The 15,831-nt window shown below is 62.1% G+C and carries 17 protein-coding genes and 1 pseudogene; 10 read left to right on the top strand and 8 right to left on the bottom strand.

Features of this window, described 5'->3' with window-relative positions; genetic code table 11:
* The first annotated feature begins 81 nt into the window (after window positions 1-81).
* Both speB and L1P09_RS17885 read left to right on the top strand, forming a co-directional pair.
* Entirely contained in the window at window positions 82-1,032 is a 951-nt protein-coding gene (gene speB, locus L1P09_RS17880) for an agmatinase (protein ID WP_054881882.1), read from the top strand.
* 105 nt (window positions 1,033-1,137) lie between these two features.
* Window positions 1,138-2,517 (top strand): sodium:solute symporter, encoded by a 1,380-nt coding sequence (locus L1P09_RS17885; RefSeq protein WP_235767951.1) that lies wholly within the window; start codon window positions 1,138-1,140, stop codon window positions 2,515-2,517.
* Window positions 2,518-2,646: 129 nt separating this feature from the next.
* Here L1P09_RS17885 and L1P09_RS26180 read toward each other — a convergent pair whose 3' ends face one another.
* From L1P09_RS26180 to L1P09_RS17895, 3 genes are all read right to left on the bottom strand, one after another.
* Entirely contained in the window at window positions 2,647-2,775 is a 129-nt protein-coding gene (locus L1P09_RS26180) for a PA1414 family protein (protein WP_009683677.1), read from the bottom strand.
* Window positions 2,776-2,961: 186 nt separating this feature from the next.
* A complete protein-coding gene (locus L1P09_RS17890; RefSeq protein WP_054905577.1) occupies window positions 2,962-3,888 on the bottom strand; it encodes a DMT family transporter in 927 nt (308 codons plus the stop codon).
* Window positions 3,889-3,994: 106 nt separating this feature from the next.
* Complete coding sequence (locus L1P09_RS17895) at window positions 3,995-4,390, bottom strand: transcriptional regulator (protein ID WP_182336636.1); 396 nt, start codon at window positions 4,388-4,390, stop codon at window positions 3,995-3,997.
* A gap of 178 nt (window positions 4,391-4,568) precedes the next feature.
* Here L1P09_RS17895 and L1P09_RS17900 point away from each other — a divergent pair.
* From L1P09_RS17900 to L1P09_RS17910, 3 genes and pseudogenes are all read left to right on the top strand, one after another.
* A pseudogene (locus L1P09_RS17900) lies at window positions 4,569-4,882 on the top strand (type II toxin-antitoxin system RelE/ParE family toxin).
* The gene (locus L1P09_RS17905; RefSeq protein ID WP_009683681.1) at window positions 4,863-5,156 is read left to right on the top strand and encodes an addiction module antidote protein; all 294 of its coding nucleotides are present in this window, start codon (window positions 4,863-4,865) and stop codon (window positions 5,154-5,156) included. The pseudogene L1P09_RS17900 and the gene L1P09_RS17905 overlap by 20 nt, the downstream one beginning before the upstream one ends.
* A gap of 190 nt (window positions 5,157-5,346) precedes the next feature.
* On the top strand, window positions 5,347-5,622 hold the full coding sequence (locus L1P09_RS17910) for a hypothetical protein (protein WP_054905579.1): 276 nt from the start codon (window positions 5,347-5,349) through the stop codon (window positions 5,620-5,622).
* A 375-nt stretch (window positions 5,623-5,997) separates the two neighbouring features.
* Here L1P09_RS17910 and L1P09_RS17915 read toward each other — a convergent pair whose 3' ends face one another.
* Window positions 5,998-7,359 (bottom strand): DEAD/DEAH box helicase, encoded by a 1,362-nt coding sequence (locus tag L1P09_RS17915; protein WP_054905580.1) that lies wholly within the window; start codon window positions 7,357-7,359, stop codon window positions 5,998-6,000.
* A 103-nt stretch (window positions 7,360-7,462) separates the two neighbouring features.
* On the opposite strand from L1P09_RS17915, the gene L1P09_RS17920 reads away from it, so the two are divergent.
* Window positions 7,463-8,764 (top strand): mechanosensitive ion channel family protein, encoded by a 1,302-nt coding sequence (locus L1P09_RS17920; RefSeq protein WP_182336638.1) that lies wholly within the window; start codon window positions 7,463-7,465, stop codon window positions 8,762-8,764.
* Window positions 8,765-8,864: 100 nt separating this feature from the next.
* Here the strand turns inward: L1P09_RS17920 and arfB are convergent, their stop codons facing one another.
* The 4 genes from arfB to L1P09_RS17940 form a co-directional block, all read right to left on the bottom strand.
* Window positions 8,865-9,278: an alternative ribosome rescue aminoacyl-tRNA hydrolase ArfB gene (gene arfB / locus L1P09_RS17925; RefSeq protein WP_009683095.1), complete on the bottom strand. Its 414-nt coding sequence runs from the start codon at window positions 9,276-9,278 to the stop codon at window positions 8,865-8,867.
* A gap of 1 nt (window position 9,279) precedes the next feature.
* Window positions 9,280-10,155 (bottom strand): carboxylate/amino acid/amine transporter, encoded by an 876-nt coding sequence (locus L1P09_RS17930; RefSeq protein WP_064314548.1) that lies wholly within the window; start codon window positions 10,153-10,155, stop codon window positions 9,280-9,282.
* A gap of 223 nt (window positions 10,156-10,378) precedes the next feature.
* Window positions 10,379-10,978 carry an FMN-dependent NADH-azoreductase gene (locus L1P09_RS17935; protein WP_009683098.1) on the bottom strand — a complete coding sequence of 200 codons (600 nt, stop codon included), beginning with the start codon at window positions 10,976-10,978 and terminating at the stop codon, window positions 10,379-10,381.
* Window positions 10,979-11,088: 110 nt separating this feature from the next.
* Complete coding sequence (locus tag L1P09_RS17940) at window positions 11,089-11,403, bottom strand: 3-phosphoglycerate kinase (protein ID WP_235767952.1); 315 nt, start codon at window positions 11,401-11,403, stop codon at window positions 11,089-11,091.
* Window positions 11,404-11,451: 48 nt separating this feature from the next.
* On the opposite strand from L1P09_RS17940, the gene L1P09_RS17945 reads away from it, so the two are divergent.
* The 4 genes from L1P09_RS17945 to L1P09_RS17960 all read left to right on the top strand — a co-directional run bounded on the left by L1P09_RS17945 (window position 11,452) and on the right by L1P09_RS17960 (window position 15,648).
* Window positions 11,452-12,375 carry a LysR family transcriptional regulator gene (locus L1P09_RS17945; protein WP_235767953.1) on the top strand — a complete coding sequence of 308 codons (924 nt, stop codon included), beginning with the start codon at window positions 11,452-11,454 and terminating at the stop codon, window positions 12,373-12,375.
* Between the two features lie 13 nt (window positions 12,376-12,388).
* Complete coding sequence (locus L1P09_RS17950) at window positions 12,389-13,201, top strand: alpha/beta fold hydrolase (RefSeq protein WP_182336640.1); 813 nt, start codon at window positions 12,389-12,391, stop codon at window positions 13,199-13,201.
* On the top strand, window positions 13,195-13,752 hold the full coding sequence (locus L1P09_RS17955) for a peptidylprolyl isomerase A (protein ID WP_009683102.1): 558 nt from the start codon (window positions 13,195-13,197) through the stop codon (window positions 13,750-13,752). The genes L1P09_RS17950 and L1P09_RS17955 overlap by 7 nt, the downstream gene beginning before the upstream one ends.
* A 63-nt stretch (window positions 13,753-13,815) precedes the next feature.
* Window positions 13,816-15,648 carry an ABC transporter ATP-binding protein gene (locus L1P09_RS17960; RefSeq protein ID WP_009683103.1) on the top strand — a complete coding sequence of 611 codons (1,833 nt, stop codon included), beginning with the start codon at window positions 13,816-13,818 and terminating at the stop codon, window positions 15,646-15,648.
* The last annotated feature ends 183 nt before the right edge of the window (window positions 15,649-15,831 follow it).

Raw genomic sequence — 15,831 nt, forward strand, 5'->3', positions numbered from 1 at the left:
GCTGGCGAAACACGAACTGGAAAGCGCGCAGCGGCACAGGTTCGAACAAACAGAACAATCGACCGACTGATGAGGCCCACCGTGGACAAGACTCTTCACCAACCACTGGGCGGCAACGAAATGCCGCGTTTCGGCGGCATCGCCACCATGCTCCGCCTCCCCCACCTGCAAAGCGCCGAAGGCCTGGACGCAGCCTTCATTGGTGTGCCGCTGGACATCGGCACCTCGCTGCGCTCCGGCACGCGCTTCGGCCCCCGGCAAATCCGCGCCGAATCGGTGATGATCCGCCCTTACAACATGGCCACCGGCGCCGCCCCGTTCGACTCCCTGTCGGTCGCCGACATAGGCGATGTGGCCATCAACACCTTCAACCTGCTGGACGCCGTGCGCATCATCGAAGAGGCCTACGACCAGGTCGTCGAGCACAATGTGATTCCCCTGACCCTAGGCGGTGACCACACCATCACCTTGCCGATCCTGCGGGCGCTGCACAAGAAGTACGGCAAGATCGGCCTGGTGCACATCGACGCCCACGCCGACGTCAACGACCACATGTTCGGCGAGAAGATCGCCCACGGCACCACCTTCCGCCGGGCGGTGGAAGAAGGCCTGCTCGACTGCGAGCGCGTGGTGCAGATCGGCCTGCGCGCCCAGGGTTATACCGCCGACGACTTCAACTGGAGCCGCCGCCAGGGCTTCCGCGTGGTTCAGGCCGAAGAGTGCTGGCACAAGTCGCTGGAGCCCTTGATGGCCGAAGTGCGGGAAAAAGTCGGCGGCGGCCCGGTTTACCTGTCGTTCGACATCGACGGCATCGATCCGGCCTGGGCACCCGGTACCGGCACCCCGGAAATCGGCGGCTTGACCACCATCCAGGCAATGGAGATCATTCGCGGCTGCCATGGCCTGGACCTGATCGGTTGTGACCTTGTCGAAGTCTCCCCGCCTTATGACACCACCGGCAATACCTCGTTGCTCGGCGCCAACCTGCTGTTCGAAATGCTCTGCGTACTGCCGGGTGTAGTCCGCCGCTAATGTGGTCGGGCCACCGAGGCCCGCCAACACCAGAAGACCACCGGGCGCCGTGCGAACGCCCGCGTGGCCGATCTCGCCATAATAAAGATAATCGGGAGACCCCCAATGGCCTTGGACATCATAGTTGTAATGCTTTACACCGCAGGCATGCTCGGGCTTGGCTGGTATGGCATGCGACGCGCGAAAACCCATGAAGACTACCTGGTCGCCGGGCGCAACCTGGGCCCGATGTTGTACATGGGCACCATGGCCACCACCGTGCTGGGTGGCGCCTCCACCGTGGGTACCGTGCGCCTGGGGTACGTTCACGGCATTTCCGGCTTCTGGCTGTGCGCCGCGCTGGGCCTGGGCATCATCGCCATCAACTTGTTTCTGGCCAAGCCGCTGCTACGCCTGCGCATCTTCACCGTGACCCAGGTGCTGGAACAGCGCTATAACCCGACCGCACGCCAGGCCAGCGCGGTGATCATGCTGGCGTACGCGCTGATGATCGGCGTGACATCCACCCTGGCCATGGCCACCGTGCTGCAAGTGCTGCTGGACCTGCCCTTCTGGGCCTCGCTGCTGCTGGGCGGGGGTGTGGTGGTGGTGTACTCGACCATTGGCGGCATGTGGTCGCTGACCCTGACCGATATCGTGCAGTTCGTGATCAAGACCGTGGGCCTGATGTTCATCCTGTTGCCGGTGTGCCTGTACAAGGCCGGCGGCTGGGACACCATGGTGGCCAAGTTGCCGGCGGCCAGCTTCCAGCTGACCACCATCGGCTGGGATACCATCATCACCTACTTCCTGATCTACTTCTTCGGCATCCTGATTGGCCAGGATATCTGGCAGCGGGTGTTCACCGCCCGTGACGAAAAGGTCTGCCAGCGTGCCGGCACCACCGCCGGGGTGTATTGCGTGCTGTATGGCCTGGCCTGTGCCGTGATCGGCATGGCCGCTCATGTATTGATGCCCGACCTGGCCAACCCGAACAATGCCTTCGCCGAAATGATCAAGACCACGCTGCCTGATGGCATCCGCGGCCTGCTGATGGCAGCGGCGCTGGCGGCCATGATGTCGACCGCCAGCGCAGGCCTGCTGGCGGCCTCGACCACCATCACCGAAGACCTGCTGCCCAAGCTGCGTGGCGGCAAGCCGTCCAGCCTGGGTATCAGCCGCCTGTTCACTTTGCTGACCGGTTTGGTGGTACTGGGTATCGCATTGATGGTGAACGACGTGATCAGCGCCCTGACCCTGGCTTACAACCTGCTGGTGGGCGGCATGCTGATTCCGCTGATTGGCGCCATTTTCTGGAAACGCGCCACCACCGCCGGCGCCATCGCCAGCATGTCGCTAGGCTTTGCGACTGCCCTGTTGTTCATGTTCAAGGACGGGCTGGAGGCGAATACGCCGATCTACTACAGCCTCGCGATTGGCCTGGTGAGCTTTGTGGTGGTGAGCCTGCTGTCGCGTAAACCCGTGGCAGCGGTCAAGCTGGCCTGACCTTCGGCCTGTACTGGCCCTATCGCTGGCGAGCCTCCAAGGCCAGCGATGGGCCCAGAGCAGGCAAGCCAATTGCCCAGACACAAAAAGGCCGCAGCCCCCACCCAGGTGCTGCGGCCTTTGCTTGTATCAGCGACGACGCGGTTGGCGCTTGCGCTGCTCTTCATCAGTCGGGATCGGCACCGGCTGCAAGGGTGGTGGAATCAGCCCCAAGGCGACCGCCAGGTCGTGGAGCCAGTTGGACAGTGGTTTATTCATAATGCCCCCTTGACGGGTCAGCCTCACGGCGAATCAATCCTGCAATGTTTCATACAGATCATAGCCCGATGTCCTGTATTACGCATGCCTCTGCTCTTACAGATAGGGGCCATTCTGACGCGGATCAAGCCATAGCGGCGCATTCCGACGACTGGTTAATCGTTTCGCTTTGTTGCAAGCGTTCCACTACCCCACCCACTTGCGCAGTTGCTGCTTAACCCAAGGTTCGGCACTTACCAGAATCACCCCCAGCAGCACCATCACCGCACCGCCCACAAAATGCGCGGTCAGCGGCTCGTCCAGCAGCAAGACCCCAAAGGTTACGCCGAACAGAGGGGTGATGAAGGAAAACACCGCCAGGTTCGATGCCAGGTATTTGCGCAGTAGCCAGAACCAGGTCAGGTAGCTGACGAACGACACTACAACCCCCTGGAACAGCACGCTACCCATGGCCAAAGGCGTGAGCGACACCTCGCCGATCTGCCCGCTGAGCAGGGCAATCAGCAACAATCCGGCAAACCCCACCGCCAGTTGATAGAACAAGGTCAGGGTCGCCGGCGCTTCCGACAGGCGTGAGCAGCGCACCACCACCGTGGTGGCGCCCCAGGCCAGCCCGGCGATCACGCCAAACGCATCGCCCAGCAAGGTGCGGCTATCCATGTGCTCGAACGACATGCCTCCGGCAAAGGCCGTGGCAATGCCGCCGAAGGCCAGCAGGATGCCAAGCCATTGCAACAGGCGCAGGCGTTCACTGGCCAGGCGCAGGTGCAACCCCAACGCGGTGAAGACTGGCGCCGTATAAAGAAACACCGACATGTGCGCCGCCGAGGTCAGTTTCAGGCCCTCGGCAATGAACAGGAACTCGATACCGAACAAAGCACCCGCGACCAAACCCGGGCGCCAGGTGCTACCGACCTGCTCCCAGGTGCCACGCCAGCACAGCATCAGGCCCACCAACACCGCGGCGATACCGTTACGCAATGCCGCCTGCATCACCGGGGCGATGTCCACGGCGGCGGTCTTGATCAGCACCTGCTGGCAGCCCCAGATCAGGCACAGGCCCAACATAACCTGGAAGGCAAAGGCGTCTGGGTTCTTGCGGGCCGCATTCATGGGCGGGCCTTTAAGGTGAACGTAGGCATGGGCAGCAACTCGGCAGCGTTCAGAAGCTACCGATTATCGGGTTTTCATGACCACCCATGCCAGCCTCAAAACGACCTCAAGCGATTTGCGCTTTTGCCGACACCTGTTCGAAGGTGGTCTCGTCCAGCGCATCTACCTGCTCGTCCAACACCTGGCGCGGGTGCTCGAAGCCAGGGATGCTGCTGTCGATCAGGCTCATCAGCCGCGAGCCGCGCTCGGTCAGCACGAAGTTCTCGCCGTTGCCACCGTCTTCCTCAGGCCGGCTTTCGATATAGCCACGGTCGAACAACAGCTTTTCATATTCACAGGCACGGGTTTTCAAGTGATCCAGGTCACACACCGGCTCACCTTTGGCGGCCAGCGCGGCAGCGTGCTGCTCGGCGTAGGGGCGTGGCGTGAAGCTGTGACCGGCGCCGTTCTGCACCTCGTGCAGCAAGCGTTCGATCAGGTCCCAGTCGTAGGTGGTGCTCATGGCTACGGGCTCCTGCTGTGGACGAAAGGGTTACACAGGTTGGGACTCGGGGCTGAGACGCGGTGTTCCGAGAAAAATGAGAATGGATGCAAATGGCAGTTGCGAAGCGAGCCATTGCGCAATACGCAGAAACCATTTGCTGGCGAGTCGTCTGTAGTTTATAAACTACATTCATTCGATGAAAGAAATCGAATCCAGCAGTTTCAGACATTGGGTGAGCGGGCTCCGGGATGTTAGCGCCAGAACGCGAATCAGTGCTCGGATCAACCGATTGATGGAGGGCCTGCCTGGCGATGTATCACCGGTTGGCCACGGCGTCAGTGAACTCAGGGTCCACTATGGGCCCGGCTACCGCGTATATTTCCACCAGGCGGGCAGACGTTCGTCATTCTTTTGTGCGGCGGCGATAAAAGCAGCCAACAACGGGACATCAAAGCAGCCCACCATATTCTGCGTTCGTGGAGGATGCAAAATGACACAAACCTTCTCTGAATTCGATCCCGCCGAATACCTCACCACTCCTGAAGCAATCGCCGTGTTCATGACTGACGCCCTGGAGACCGGGGATGCCAGCTATGTCGCCAAAGCTGTCGGCGTAGTAGCGCGTGCCAAAGGCATGAGCGAGCTGGCAAAAGACACAGGGCTATCTCGTGAACAGCTTTACCGGTCGTTCAGCGAGCATGGCAACCCAACCCTCAAATCGTTCCTGACCGTGATGAAAGCATTGGGTATACACATGACAGCGCGTCCTCACATCGCAGGCTGACCCACTGCCTCTCCAGTGATCTGGGTAGTACCCGACCTCGATACATTTGTCAGAAGAGGCGCAGCACCGTTGGTGGCGGCATTTCAGAAACAGAATGCTTCCATCATGAAAGACCCACTGATCGTGAGCACTGAACTTCCCAGCCCCCACAAGCTTCCACCGTGCATAACCATTGCTGGAGGGAGGAAGGATGAAACAGCTGCTATCCATTATGGGCTGCGCCACCGCTTTGCTGTGCGCCAGCCCCGCCTGGGCCTGCACACCGGAAGAAGCGACGCAGAAACGTGAAGAGCTGGCCGGGCTGGTCACCCAAGTGACCGAGCAGAACCCGCAAAAGGCGAAGGAAATCAATGAAGAGCTGCAGGGGATGGACCTGAGGACGGCGAGCCAAGACTTGCCCGACAAGTGTCAGCTGATTGACCAGCGGATCAAGGAGTTGAAGGTAGCGCAGCAGAAGGCTGAGTGATGGGGTGTTTCCAATGGCCCTATCGTTGGCAAGGGTAGCCGCTACATCTTCAGTGCCTGTGAGAACGAGCGCCGCCCGCGCGGCGCATCGCGAGCTGCGCTCGCTCCTACGTTTGTTTCTGGCCAGTAACCCCTGTGCCAGGTGCGCGCGACCGCCTGGTTCATACGGCGCGACATTGAGGCATGCGCCAAAAGGTTCGCGCGCAAATCCCACAGGCATAATTGGCCCGAAACAAACGTAGGAGCGAGCGCAGCTCGCGATGCGCCGCGCGGGCGGCGCTCGATCTCACAAGCACTGCATATATTGTGGCGACCACCTGTCAGCCCTGATGCAATCCCTGTGGGGCTTGCCGGCGATTGGGCCATTGAGCGCTAGTTATTCGGCAGCAGGCTTACGCTTCTTCAGCGGCGCCAGGCCATCGGCGCTGGCCAGTGGCGCGTTGGCCTTCGGCTTGGCGGTAGGCTTGCGCTTGGCGGCCGCCTTCTTGTCGCCGGTTTTTTTCTCGATCTTTTTCTTCTTGCTCCCGGCCGCCTTGCCCGAGGCCTTGACCTTCTTCGGCCCGGTGTAGGTGCCCTTCACTTCCTTGATGACGCGGCGCTCGAACTGCTGCTTGAGGTAGCGCTCGATGCTGGACATCAGGTTCCAGTCATTGTGGGTGATAAGCGAGATTGCCAACCCTTCACCACCGGCACGCCCGGTACGGCCCACGCGGTGCACGTACTCGTCGCCGCTGCGCGGCATGTCGAAGTTGATCACCAGATCGAGACCGTCGATGTCCAGGCCACGGGCCGCCACGTCGGTGGCCACCAGCACCTTGGAGCTGCCCTGCTTGAAACGTTCGATGGCCAGCTTGCGGTCCTTCTGATCCTTCTCGCCGTGCAGTACGAAGGCCTTCACATCCTTGGCCACCAGGTGGCCGTAGATACGGTCGGCCAGGGCGCGGGTATTGGTGAAGATGATTGCCTTGTCGAAGGTTTCATTGGCCAGCAGCCACTGCACGATCTGCTCTTTGTGCTGATCGTGGTCGGCCGTGATGATCTGCTGGCGAGTGCCTTCGGCCAACTGCGAGACACTGTTGAGCATCAGGTGCTCCGGGTCTTTCAGCACCTTGCCGATGATGTCGCGCAGGGCCGCACCGCCGGTGGTGGCCGAGAACAGCAGGGTCTGCTCACGGTTCTCGCACTCCTTGCACAGGCGCTCCATGTCTTCGGCGAAGCCCATGTCGAGCATGCGGTCGGCTTCGTCGAGGATCAGCACCTGCACGTGGGACAGGTCGAGGTTGCCGGCGTTGAGTTGCTCGAGCAAACGGCCCGGGGTGCCGATCAGCACGTCCGGCACCTTGCGCAGCATGGCGGCCTGTTCCTTGAAGTCTTCACCGCCGGTGACCAGGCCCGCCTTGATGTAGGTGAACTGCGAGAACAGCTGCACCTGCTTCAGGGTTTGCTGAGCCAGTTCGCGGGTAGGCAGCAGGATCAGCGAACGGATTTCGACGCGCCCGCCTTTCAGGTCGACCAGGCGGTTGAGCAGCGGCAGCACGAAAGCTGCCGTCTTGCCGCTGCCGGTCTGCGCGGTCACGCGCAGGTCACGCCCTTGCAGGGCCAAGGGGATGGCCGCGGCCTGCACCGGGGTTGGCTCGACAAATTTAAGCTCGGCCACGGCTTTAAGCAGGCGTTCATGCAGGGCGAATTGGGAGAACACGGAGGTAACCTCAGGCAAGTGCGGGAAATTCAGTTGCATAGGGTAACGTTTTCTGCCGCCTTAGCCGAATTTCTTTTGGCAACTTTGTCGCCATCCGCGCTCTAATGGCACCTCGTTTCGCAACAAGACTGTATGCAAGCCCATGGATATCCAACAAATCTGGCGTGATTCCCTCGACCTGTGGGGCACCCTCGACCAACACCCCATGCTGCACGCGGCCATCGGCCTGGCGGTACTACTGCTCATCTCCCTGGTCATCGGCCGCCTGGCACGCTTTCTGATGCTGCACGGCGCGCGCCTGCTGGCACGCCAGCCGGCACTCAAGTGGCTGGACGACCTGCGTCACAACAAGGTCTTCCACCGCCTGGCGCAGACCACCCCGTCACTGGTGGTGCAGTTTGGCCTGAAACTGGTACCGGAGCTGTCCGATACCGCCCAGCACTTCCTGGGCAACGTCGCCCTGGCGTTCACCCTGCTGTTCATGACCATGGCGCTGTCGTGCCTGCTGGATGCCCTGCTCGACATCTATGCGCGCACCGAACACGCCCGCACCCGCTCGATCAAGGGTTATGTGCAGCTGGCCAAGATGATGCTGTGGATCTTCGCCTCGATCGTCATCGTCGCCACCCTGATCGACCGCTCGCCCCTGCTGCTGCTGTCGGGCCTGGGCGCCATGTCGGCGGTGCTGCTGTTGGTCTACAAGGACACCCTGCTGTCGTTCGTCGCCAGCGTGCAGTTGACCAGCAACGACATGCTGCATGTCGGTGACTGGATCGAAATGCCCCAGGTTGGCGCCGATGGCGACGTGGTGGACATTACCCTGCATACGGTGAAGGTGCAGAACTTCGACAAGACCATTGTCTCCGTGCCCACCTGGCGCCTGATGAGCGAGTCGTTCCGCAACTACCGCGGCATGCAGCAATCCGGCGGCCGGCGGATCAAGCGCAGCCTGTTCATCGACGCCGCAGGTGTGCGCTTCCTCACCCGCGAGGAGGAACAGCGCCTGTCCCAGGTCAGCCTGCTGAGCGACTACCTGGCCGGCAAACGCCAGGAGCTGCAAAGCTGGAACGAAGCGCTGGGCCCTGTGGCCGAACTGTCGGCAAACCGGCGCAAGCTGACCAATATCGGCACCTTCCGCGCGTTTGCCCTGGCCTATCTGAAAAACCACCCCAATGTGCACCCGAACATGACCTGCATGGTGCGGCAGATGCAGACCACCGCCGAGGGCGTGCCGCTGGAAATCTACTGCTTTACCACCACCACGGTGTGGGCGGACTACGAGCGCATCCAGGGGGATATCTTCGATTACCTGCTGGCGGTGTTGCCGGAGTTTGGCTTGAGCCTGTATCAGCAGCCGAGTGGCAACGACATGCGCGTGGGGTTGAGCACACGGGTGGCGCAAGAGCCTGTGCCGCGTCGGCTAGAAGAGATGAGCGAGGCTTGAGATTGCGGGGGCTGCTGCGCAGCCCATCGCGACACAAGGCCGCTCCTACAAGGGCGCGCAGCCATGCAAGCCTGCGCAATAGCCCGTTCCGCCTACGGCCTTAGAAGTCCACCTTGCCCCGCCCCGCCTTGACCGTACTGCGCCTGGCCTTCCCTTCGAGCCGGCGGGTCTTCGAGCCGAGGGTGGGCTTGGTGGGGCGGCGTTTCTTCTCGGTCTTGCCGGCAGCGATGATCAACTCGGCAAGGCGTGCCAAGGCATCCGCGCGGTTCTGCTCCTGGGTACGGAACTGCTGGGCCTTGATGATCAATACGCCATCGCCGGTGATGCGGCTGTCCCGTAGCGCCAGCAGCCGTTCCTTGTAGAACGCGGGCAGCGATGAGGCGCGTATGTCGAAGCGCAGGTGCACCGCGCTGGACACTTTGTTGACGTTCTGCCCACCCGCGCCTTGGGCACGGATGTAGCTCAGCTCGATGTCCGTATCCGGCAGTTGCACACCGTTGGAGAGGGTCAGCATGTCAGGCCTTGCCAGCCAGCGGCGCTCGCCCACGGCCACCCAGGCGGCTCAGCCATACCGAGGCGATGATGATCGCACCGCCAATGAACAGCCGCCCCAGTGGCTCGTGCTGGTTCCAGATCAGCAGGTTGAGCAGCAGCCCCACAGGCACATGCAGGTTGTTCATCACCGCCAGGGTAGCGCCGGATACCAGGCACGCACCCTTGTTCCACCAGTACAGGCCCAGCGCCGTCGGGCACAACCCGAGGAACAGCAACACCAGCCATTGCACATCGGTACTCGGCAGGTGCTGGGCATTGCCGAACAGCAGGAAGGCCGGCAGCACCACCAGCAGGGCGCCGAGGTAGAAGTAGCCAAAACGGGTGTAGTGCGGCAGGTCGCTGGGGTTGCGTGCGACCAGGTGACGGTACAGCACCTGGCCGGCGGCGTAGGTGAAGTTGGCCAACTGCAGCAGCAGGAAACCGGTGAAGAACTCGCCGCTGATACTGTCAAAGCGGATCACCGCCGCGCCAGCCACGGCCACCAGAGCGGCCAGCAATGCCCACGGGTTGAAACGCCGGTTCATGGCGTCTTCGATCAGGGTGACATGCAATGGCGTGAGGATGGTGAACAGCAGTACTTCCGGCACCGTGAGCACGCGAAAGCTCAGGTACAGGCAGACGTAGGTGATGCCGTACTGCAACGCACCGATCAGCAGCATCGAGCGCATGAAGCGCGGCTCGACCTGGCGCCAGCGGGTCAGCGGCAGGAACACCAGGCCGGCCAGCAGCACCCGCGCGAGCACGGCGAAGTAGCTGTCGACGTGCCCGGCCAGGTACTCGCCGATCAGGCTGAAGGAAAACGCCTGGATCAGCGCGACGATTATCAGGTAGCCCATGGTTGTCTCTCGTGAATCAAGGCGGCGACCTTAGCGGGTTGCAGGCTTTGTGATCAACCATGAGGAATGTGGGGGCTGTGCCGGCCTGTTCGCGGGCAAGCCCGCGAACAGGCCGGCACAGCCATCCACAAAACACCAGGCATAAAAAAGCCCGGCCACCAAGGCCGGGCAGGTACACCCAAAGGAGCAAAAACAGGTGTCAGGGTTGGGAATTCGATAACGTTCAGGCCACCGCCGCCAGTTTGGCCTTGGCCTGGTTGAGGCCCTTTTCGTGGAACTCGCCGCTCATGTTCAGGCCCTCGGCATGGATGAAGTCGACATCGTGAATACCGATGAAGGCCATCACCTGCCGCAGATACGGTTCCTGGTGGTCGCTGCTGGCACCGGCATGGATGCCGCCACGGGCGGTCAGGACAATGGCGCGCTTGCCGGTCAGCAGGCCTTGCGGGCCAGTCGGGGTGTACTTGAAGGTGATGCCGGCACGCAGCACATGGTCCAGCCAGGCCTTCAGGGTACTGGGGATGGTGAAGTTGTACATGGGGGCAGCCATTACCAGCACATCGGCCGCCAGCAATTCGTCGGTCAGTTCGTTGGAGCGGGCCAGGGCCTCCAGCTCGGCAACGCTGCGCTGCGCTTCGGGCTTCATCCAGCCGCCCAGCAGGTTGGCATCCAGGTGCGGCACCGGGTTCAGCGCCAGGTCGCGCAGCGTGATCTGATCGGCCGGGTGGGCAGCTTGCCAGTGCGCAATGAAGTCCTGGGTCAGCTGGCGGGAAACGGAATCCTGCTGGCGGGCGCTGCTTTCGATGATCAGTACGTGGGCCATGGGCGGTGCCTCCATCGGCAAAAAGGTTGCGATTCGATGGAGGTAAGATTAAGGCTTGACCTATCGATAAAAAAGCGTAAAAAGTGGGTTCAACCTATCGATTAATCAGTTTATTCCGCACTGCATTGCACGGTGATGCGCAGCTTGATGATCTGCCGGTTGAATTTGGCCGTGACGTCGGCGCTTTTCCCGGCCGCTACGTTCACCCGGCGCACCCGTGGCGCCTCCGGGCCATTACGGAAGGTCACCTTGCAGCCCGCCGCGACCTGCCCATAGTTGTTCAGGGTAATGGCGCCGATGTCGTAGGCGGTGTCGTAGGCGGTGTAGTCGAGCTTGACCCCGTCCAGGTGCTTGTCCACATCGATGGGATAAGCCATGGCCCCGAGGGGCAGGCACATCAATATTGCCGCACAACATTTCTTCATGGCCGCTCTCCTTGCAAAGAGCGCAGCTTAGGACAACAGGAGCGAAAGATGAAAGCGCCGCGCGTAACCCTTGACCAGTGGCGGACCCTGCAAGCAGTGGTCGACCATGGCGGGTTTGCCCAGGCCGCGGAGGCCCTGCACCGCTCGCAATCTTCGGTCAGCTACACCGTGGCCCGCATGCAGGAACAACTGGGCGTGCCCTTGTTGCGCATCGACGGCCGCAAGGCGGTGCTGACCGAAGCCGGCAGTGTGCTGCTGCGCCGCTCGCGCCACCTGGTCAAGCAGGCCAGCCAGCTCGAGGACCTGGCCCACCACATGGAGCAGGGCTGGGAGGCCGAAGTACGCCTGGTGGTCGACGCCGCCTACCCCAGCGCCCGGCTGGTCCGCGCGCTGGCCGCCTTCATGCCGCAAAGCCGTGGCTGCCGCGTGCGCCTGCGTGAAGAAGTGCTGTCGGGCGTGGAAGAAGTGATGCACGAAGGCATCGCCGACCTGGCCATCAGCAGCTACAGCATCGGCGGCTACCTGGGCGCCGAGCTGAGTGCCGTGGAGTTCGTTGCCGTTGCCCACCCCGAACACAGCTTGCACCGCCTGGGCCGTGAACTGACCTTCCAGGACCTGGAAAGCCAGCTGCAAGTGGTGATCCGCGACTCTGGCCGGGCCCAGCCACGCGACGTTGGCTGGCTGGGTGCCGAACAGCGCTGGACCGTCGGTAGCCTGGGCACCGCCGCCACCTTCGTCAGCAGCGGCCTGGGCTTTGCCTGGCTGCCCCGGCACATGATCGAGCGCGAGCTGGGCGAAGGGGTACTCAAGCCTTTGCCGCTGGACCAGGGTGGCAGCCGCCACCCACTGTTCTACCTTTATTCGAGCAAGGAAAAGACCCTGGGCCCGGCCACGCAGATTCTCATCGATTTGCTGCGCAACTTCGACACAGCGCCGCTGGACGTGCCCTTCGCAGCCCCCCCACAAGCTTGAAAGGACCGCGCCCATGGCCTACTTCGAACACGAAGGATGCACGCTGCATTATCAGGAATACGGCCAAGGCCAACCCCTGGTGTTGTTGCATGGGCTGGGCTCCAGCAGCCAGGACTGGGAGCTTCAGGTGCCCGTGCTCAGCCAGCACTACCGGGTGATCCTCATGGACATCCGTGGCCACGGCCGCTCCGACAAGCCACAGGACGGCTACCACATTGCAACCTTCAGTGCCGACCTGCTGGCCCTGCTCGAACACCTGCACACCGGGCCGGTGCACTTCGTGGGCCTGTCGATGGGCGGCATGGTCGGCTTCCAGTTTGCCGTCGACCACCCTCAGTGGCTGCGCAGCCTGTGCATCGTCAACAGTGCCCCCGAGGTCAAGCGCCGCAGCCGCAGTGACTGGTTGTGGTGGTTCAAGCGCTGGGGCCTGGCACGCGTCCTGAGTGTCGAAACCGTGGGCAAAGGCCTGGCCGAACGGCTGTTTCCCAAACCCGAGCAGGCCGCGCTGCGGCAGAAAATGGCCCAGCGCTGGGCGCGCAACGACAAGCGCGCCTACCTCAAAAGCTTCGATGCCATCGTCGACTGGGGCGTGCAGGAACGCATCGGCCAGATCCAGTGTCCTACCCTGGTGATTGCCGCCGACCACGATTACACCCCGATACAACTGAAACAACGCTATGTCGCCCTGATCCCCAACGCCAGGCTGGTCGTCGTCGACGATTCCCGGCACGCTACACCCCTCGATCAACCCGAGGTCTTCAACCAGACCCTGCTGCAGTTCCTCGCAGCCGCTTCCACCCCTCAAGGATCTTTGAGCCCATGCTGAAAAAACTCCTGCTCACCGCCTGCTCACTCGCCTTCGCCACCAGCGTCATGGCCTCCGACAAGACCCCGCACGTGCTGCTGGACACCAGCTTCGGCCAGGTCGAAATCGAGCTGAACGCCGAGAAGGCACCGGTCAGCACGAAGAACTTCCTGCAGTACGTCGACAGCGGCTTCTACAACAACACCATTTTCCACCGGGTAATCCCCGGCTTCATGGTCCAGGGTGGCGGCTTTACCGAGCAGATGGTGCAGAAAGACACCAAGGACCCGATCAAGAACGAAGCCAGCAATGGCTTGCAGAACACCCGCGGCACCCTGTCGATGGCACGCACCTCCAACCCCAACTCGGCTACCAGCCAGTTCTTCATCAATGTCGCCGACAACGATTTCCTCAACCCGGGCCGCGATGCCGGTTACGCCGTGTTCGGCAAGGTAACCAAAGGCATGGAGGTGGTCGACCAGATCGTCAACTCGCCCACTACCGTGAAGAAAGGCATGCGCGATGTGCCGGCTGACCCGGTGTTCATCAAGTCGGCCAAACGTATCGACTGACCGCAGGCTGCACAGGGACGTGCAACCGCCTGAAGGCAGGCTGGAACAGGAGTGTCGCTACCCATGCTGTACCGTCGTTTCGAGCAACTGATCGACATCTTCCGCGAAGCACCCACCGAGTCGCCGCCGAGCACCGTGTGGGCGTTCTACCTGTATTACCTGCGCCAGGTCTGGCCCAGCTTCCTGGCGCTGTTGGTGGTCGGCCTGTTCGCCTCGCTGATCGAGGTAGCGATGTTCAGCTACCTCAGCCGCATCATCGACCTGGCCCAGGGCACACCCAACGTCAATTTCTTCAGTGAGCACAAGGGCGAGCTGGCCTGGATGCTGGTCGTGATCCTGCTGCTGCGGCCGCTGTTCTTCGGCCTGCACGACCTGCTGGTGCACCAGACCATCAACCCCGGCATGACCAGCCTGATCCGCTGGCAAAACCACAGCTACGTGCTCAAGCAGAGCCTGAACTTCTTCCAGAGCGACTTTGCCGGGCGCATTGCCCAACGCATCATGCAAACCGGCAACTCGCTGCGTGATTCCGCCGTGCAGGCGGTGGACGCGCTGTGGCATGTGCTGATCTACGCGGTTACCTCGCTGGTGCTGTTCGCCGAGGCCGACTGGCGCCTGATGCTGCCACTGCTGCTGTGGATCGTCGGCTACATCGGCGCGCTGTGCTACTTCGTACCCCGGGTGAAAGAGCGCTCGGTGATCTCATCCGACGCCCGCTCCAAACTGATGGGGCGTATCGTGGACGGCTATACCAACATCGCCACGTTGAAGCTGTTCGCCCACACCGATCACGAGCAGCAGTACGCGCGCGAAGCGATCCGCGAACAGACCGAGAAAACCCAACTGGCCTCGCGGGTGGTTACCAGCATGGACGTGGTCATCACCACCCTCAACGGCCTGCTGGTGGTCAGCACCACCGGCCTGGCGCTGTGGCTGTGGAGCCAATCGCTGATCACCGTCGGCGCCATTGCCCTGGCCACGGGCCTGGTGATCCGCATCGTCAACATGTCCGGCTGGATCATGTGGGTGGTCAACGGCATCTTCGAAAACATCGGCATGGTCCAGGATGGCCTGCAGACCATCGCCCAGCCTGTCACCGTCACCGACCGGCCCAACGCCCCGGCCCTGAAAGTCAGCCGTGGCACGGTGCGTTTCGACAATGTCGACTTTCATTACGGCAAGGCCGGCAACGTGATCGATGGCCTGAACCTGGACATCCGCCCCGGCGAGAAAATCGGCTTGATCGGCCCTTCCGGGGCTGGCAAGTCGACCCTGGTCAACCTGCTGCTACGGCTGTACGACGTGCAGGGCGGGCGCATCCTGATCGACGGCCAGGACATTGCCGAAGTCAGCCAGGCCAGCCTGCGCGCGCAGATCGGCATGATCACCCAGGACACCTCGTTGCTGCACCGTTCTATCCGTGACAACCTGCTGTACGGCCGCCCCGGCGCCAGCGAAGCCGAACTTCAGGAAGCCGTGCACCGGGCCCGCGCCGACGAGTTCATCCCACAGCTCTCGGATGCCCAGGGCCGCAGCGGTTTCGATGCCCATGTGGGCGAACGCGGAGTCAAGTTGTCGGGCGGCCAGCGCCAGCGTATCGCGATTGCCCGGGTACTGCTGAAGAATGCGCCGATCCTGATCATGGACGAAGCCACGTCGGCGCTGGACTCAGAGGTCGAGGCAGCAATCCAGGAAAGCCTGGAGACGCTGATGCAGGGCAAGACGGTGATCGCCATTGCCCACCGGCTTTCCACCATTGCCCGGATGGACCGGCTGGTGGTGCTGGACAAAGGCCGCATTGTCGAGCTTGGCAGCCACAGTGAACTGCTGCAACAGCAGGGGCTGTATGCCCGGTTGTGGCACCACCAGACCGGGGGCTTTGTCGGGGTTGACTGACGCCTGTAATGGCCCTATCGCTGGCAAGCCAGCTCCCACAGGTACCCACAGATTTCAAGGTGTGGGGTGATCCTGTGGGTGATTCTATGGTTCCTGGCAAGGGTAGCCGGAGCATCTTCAGCGCCTGTGAGATCGAGCGCCGCGCGGGCGGCGCTCGCTCTAACAGGCGCTGCCATACCTTGT

Origin of the sequence: Pseudomonas juntendi (assembly GCF_021560075.1) — a bacterium.
Taxonomy (GTDB): domain Bacteria; phylum Pseudomonadota; class Gammaproteobacteria; order Pseudomonadales; family Pseudomonadaceae; genus Aquipseudomonas; species Aquipseudomonas juntendi.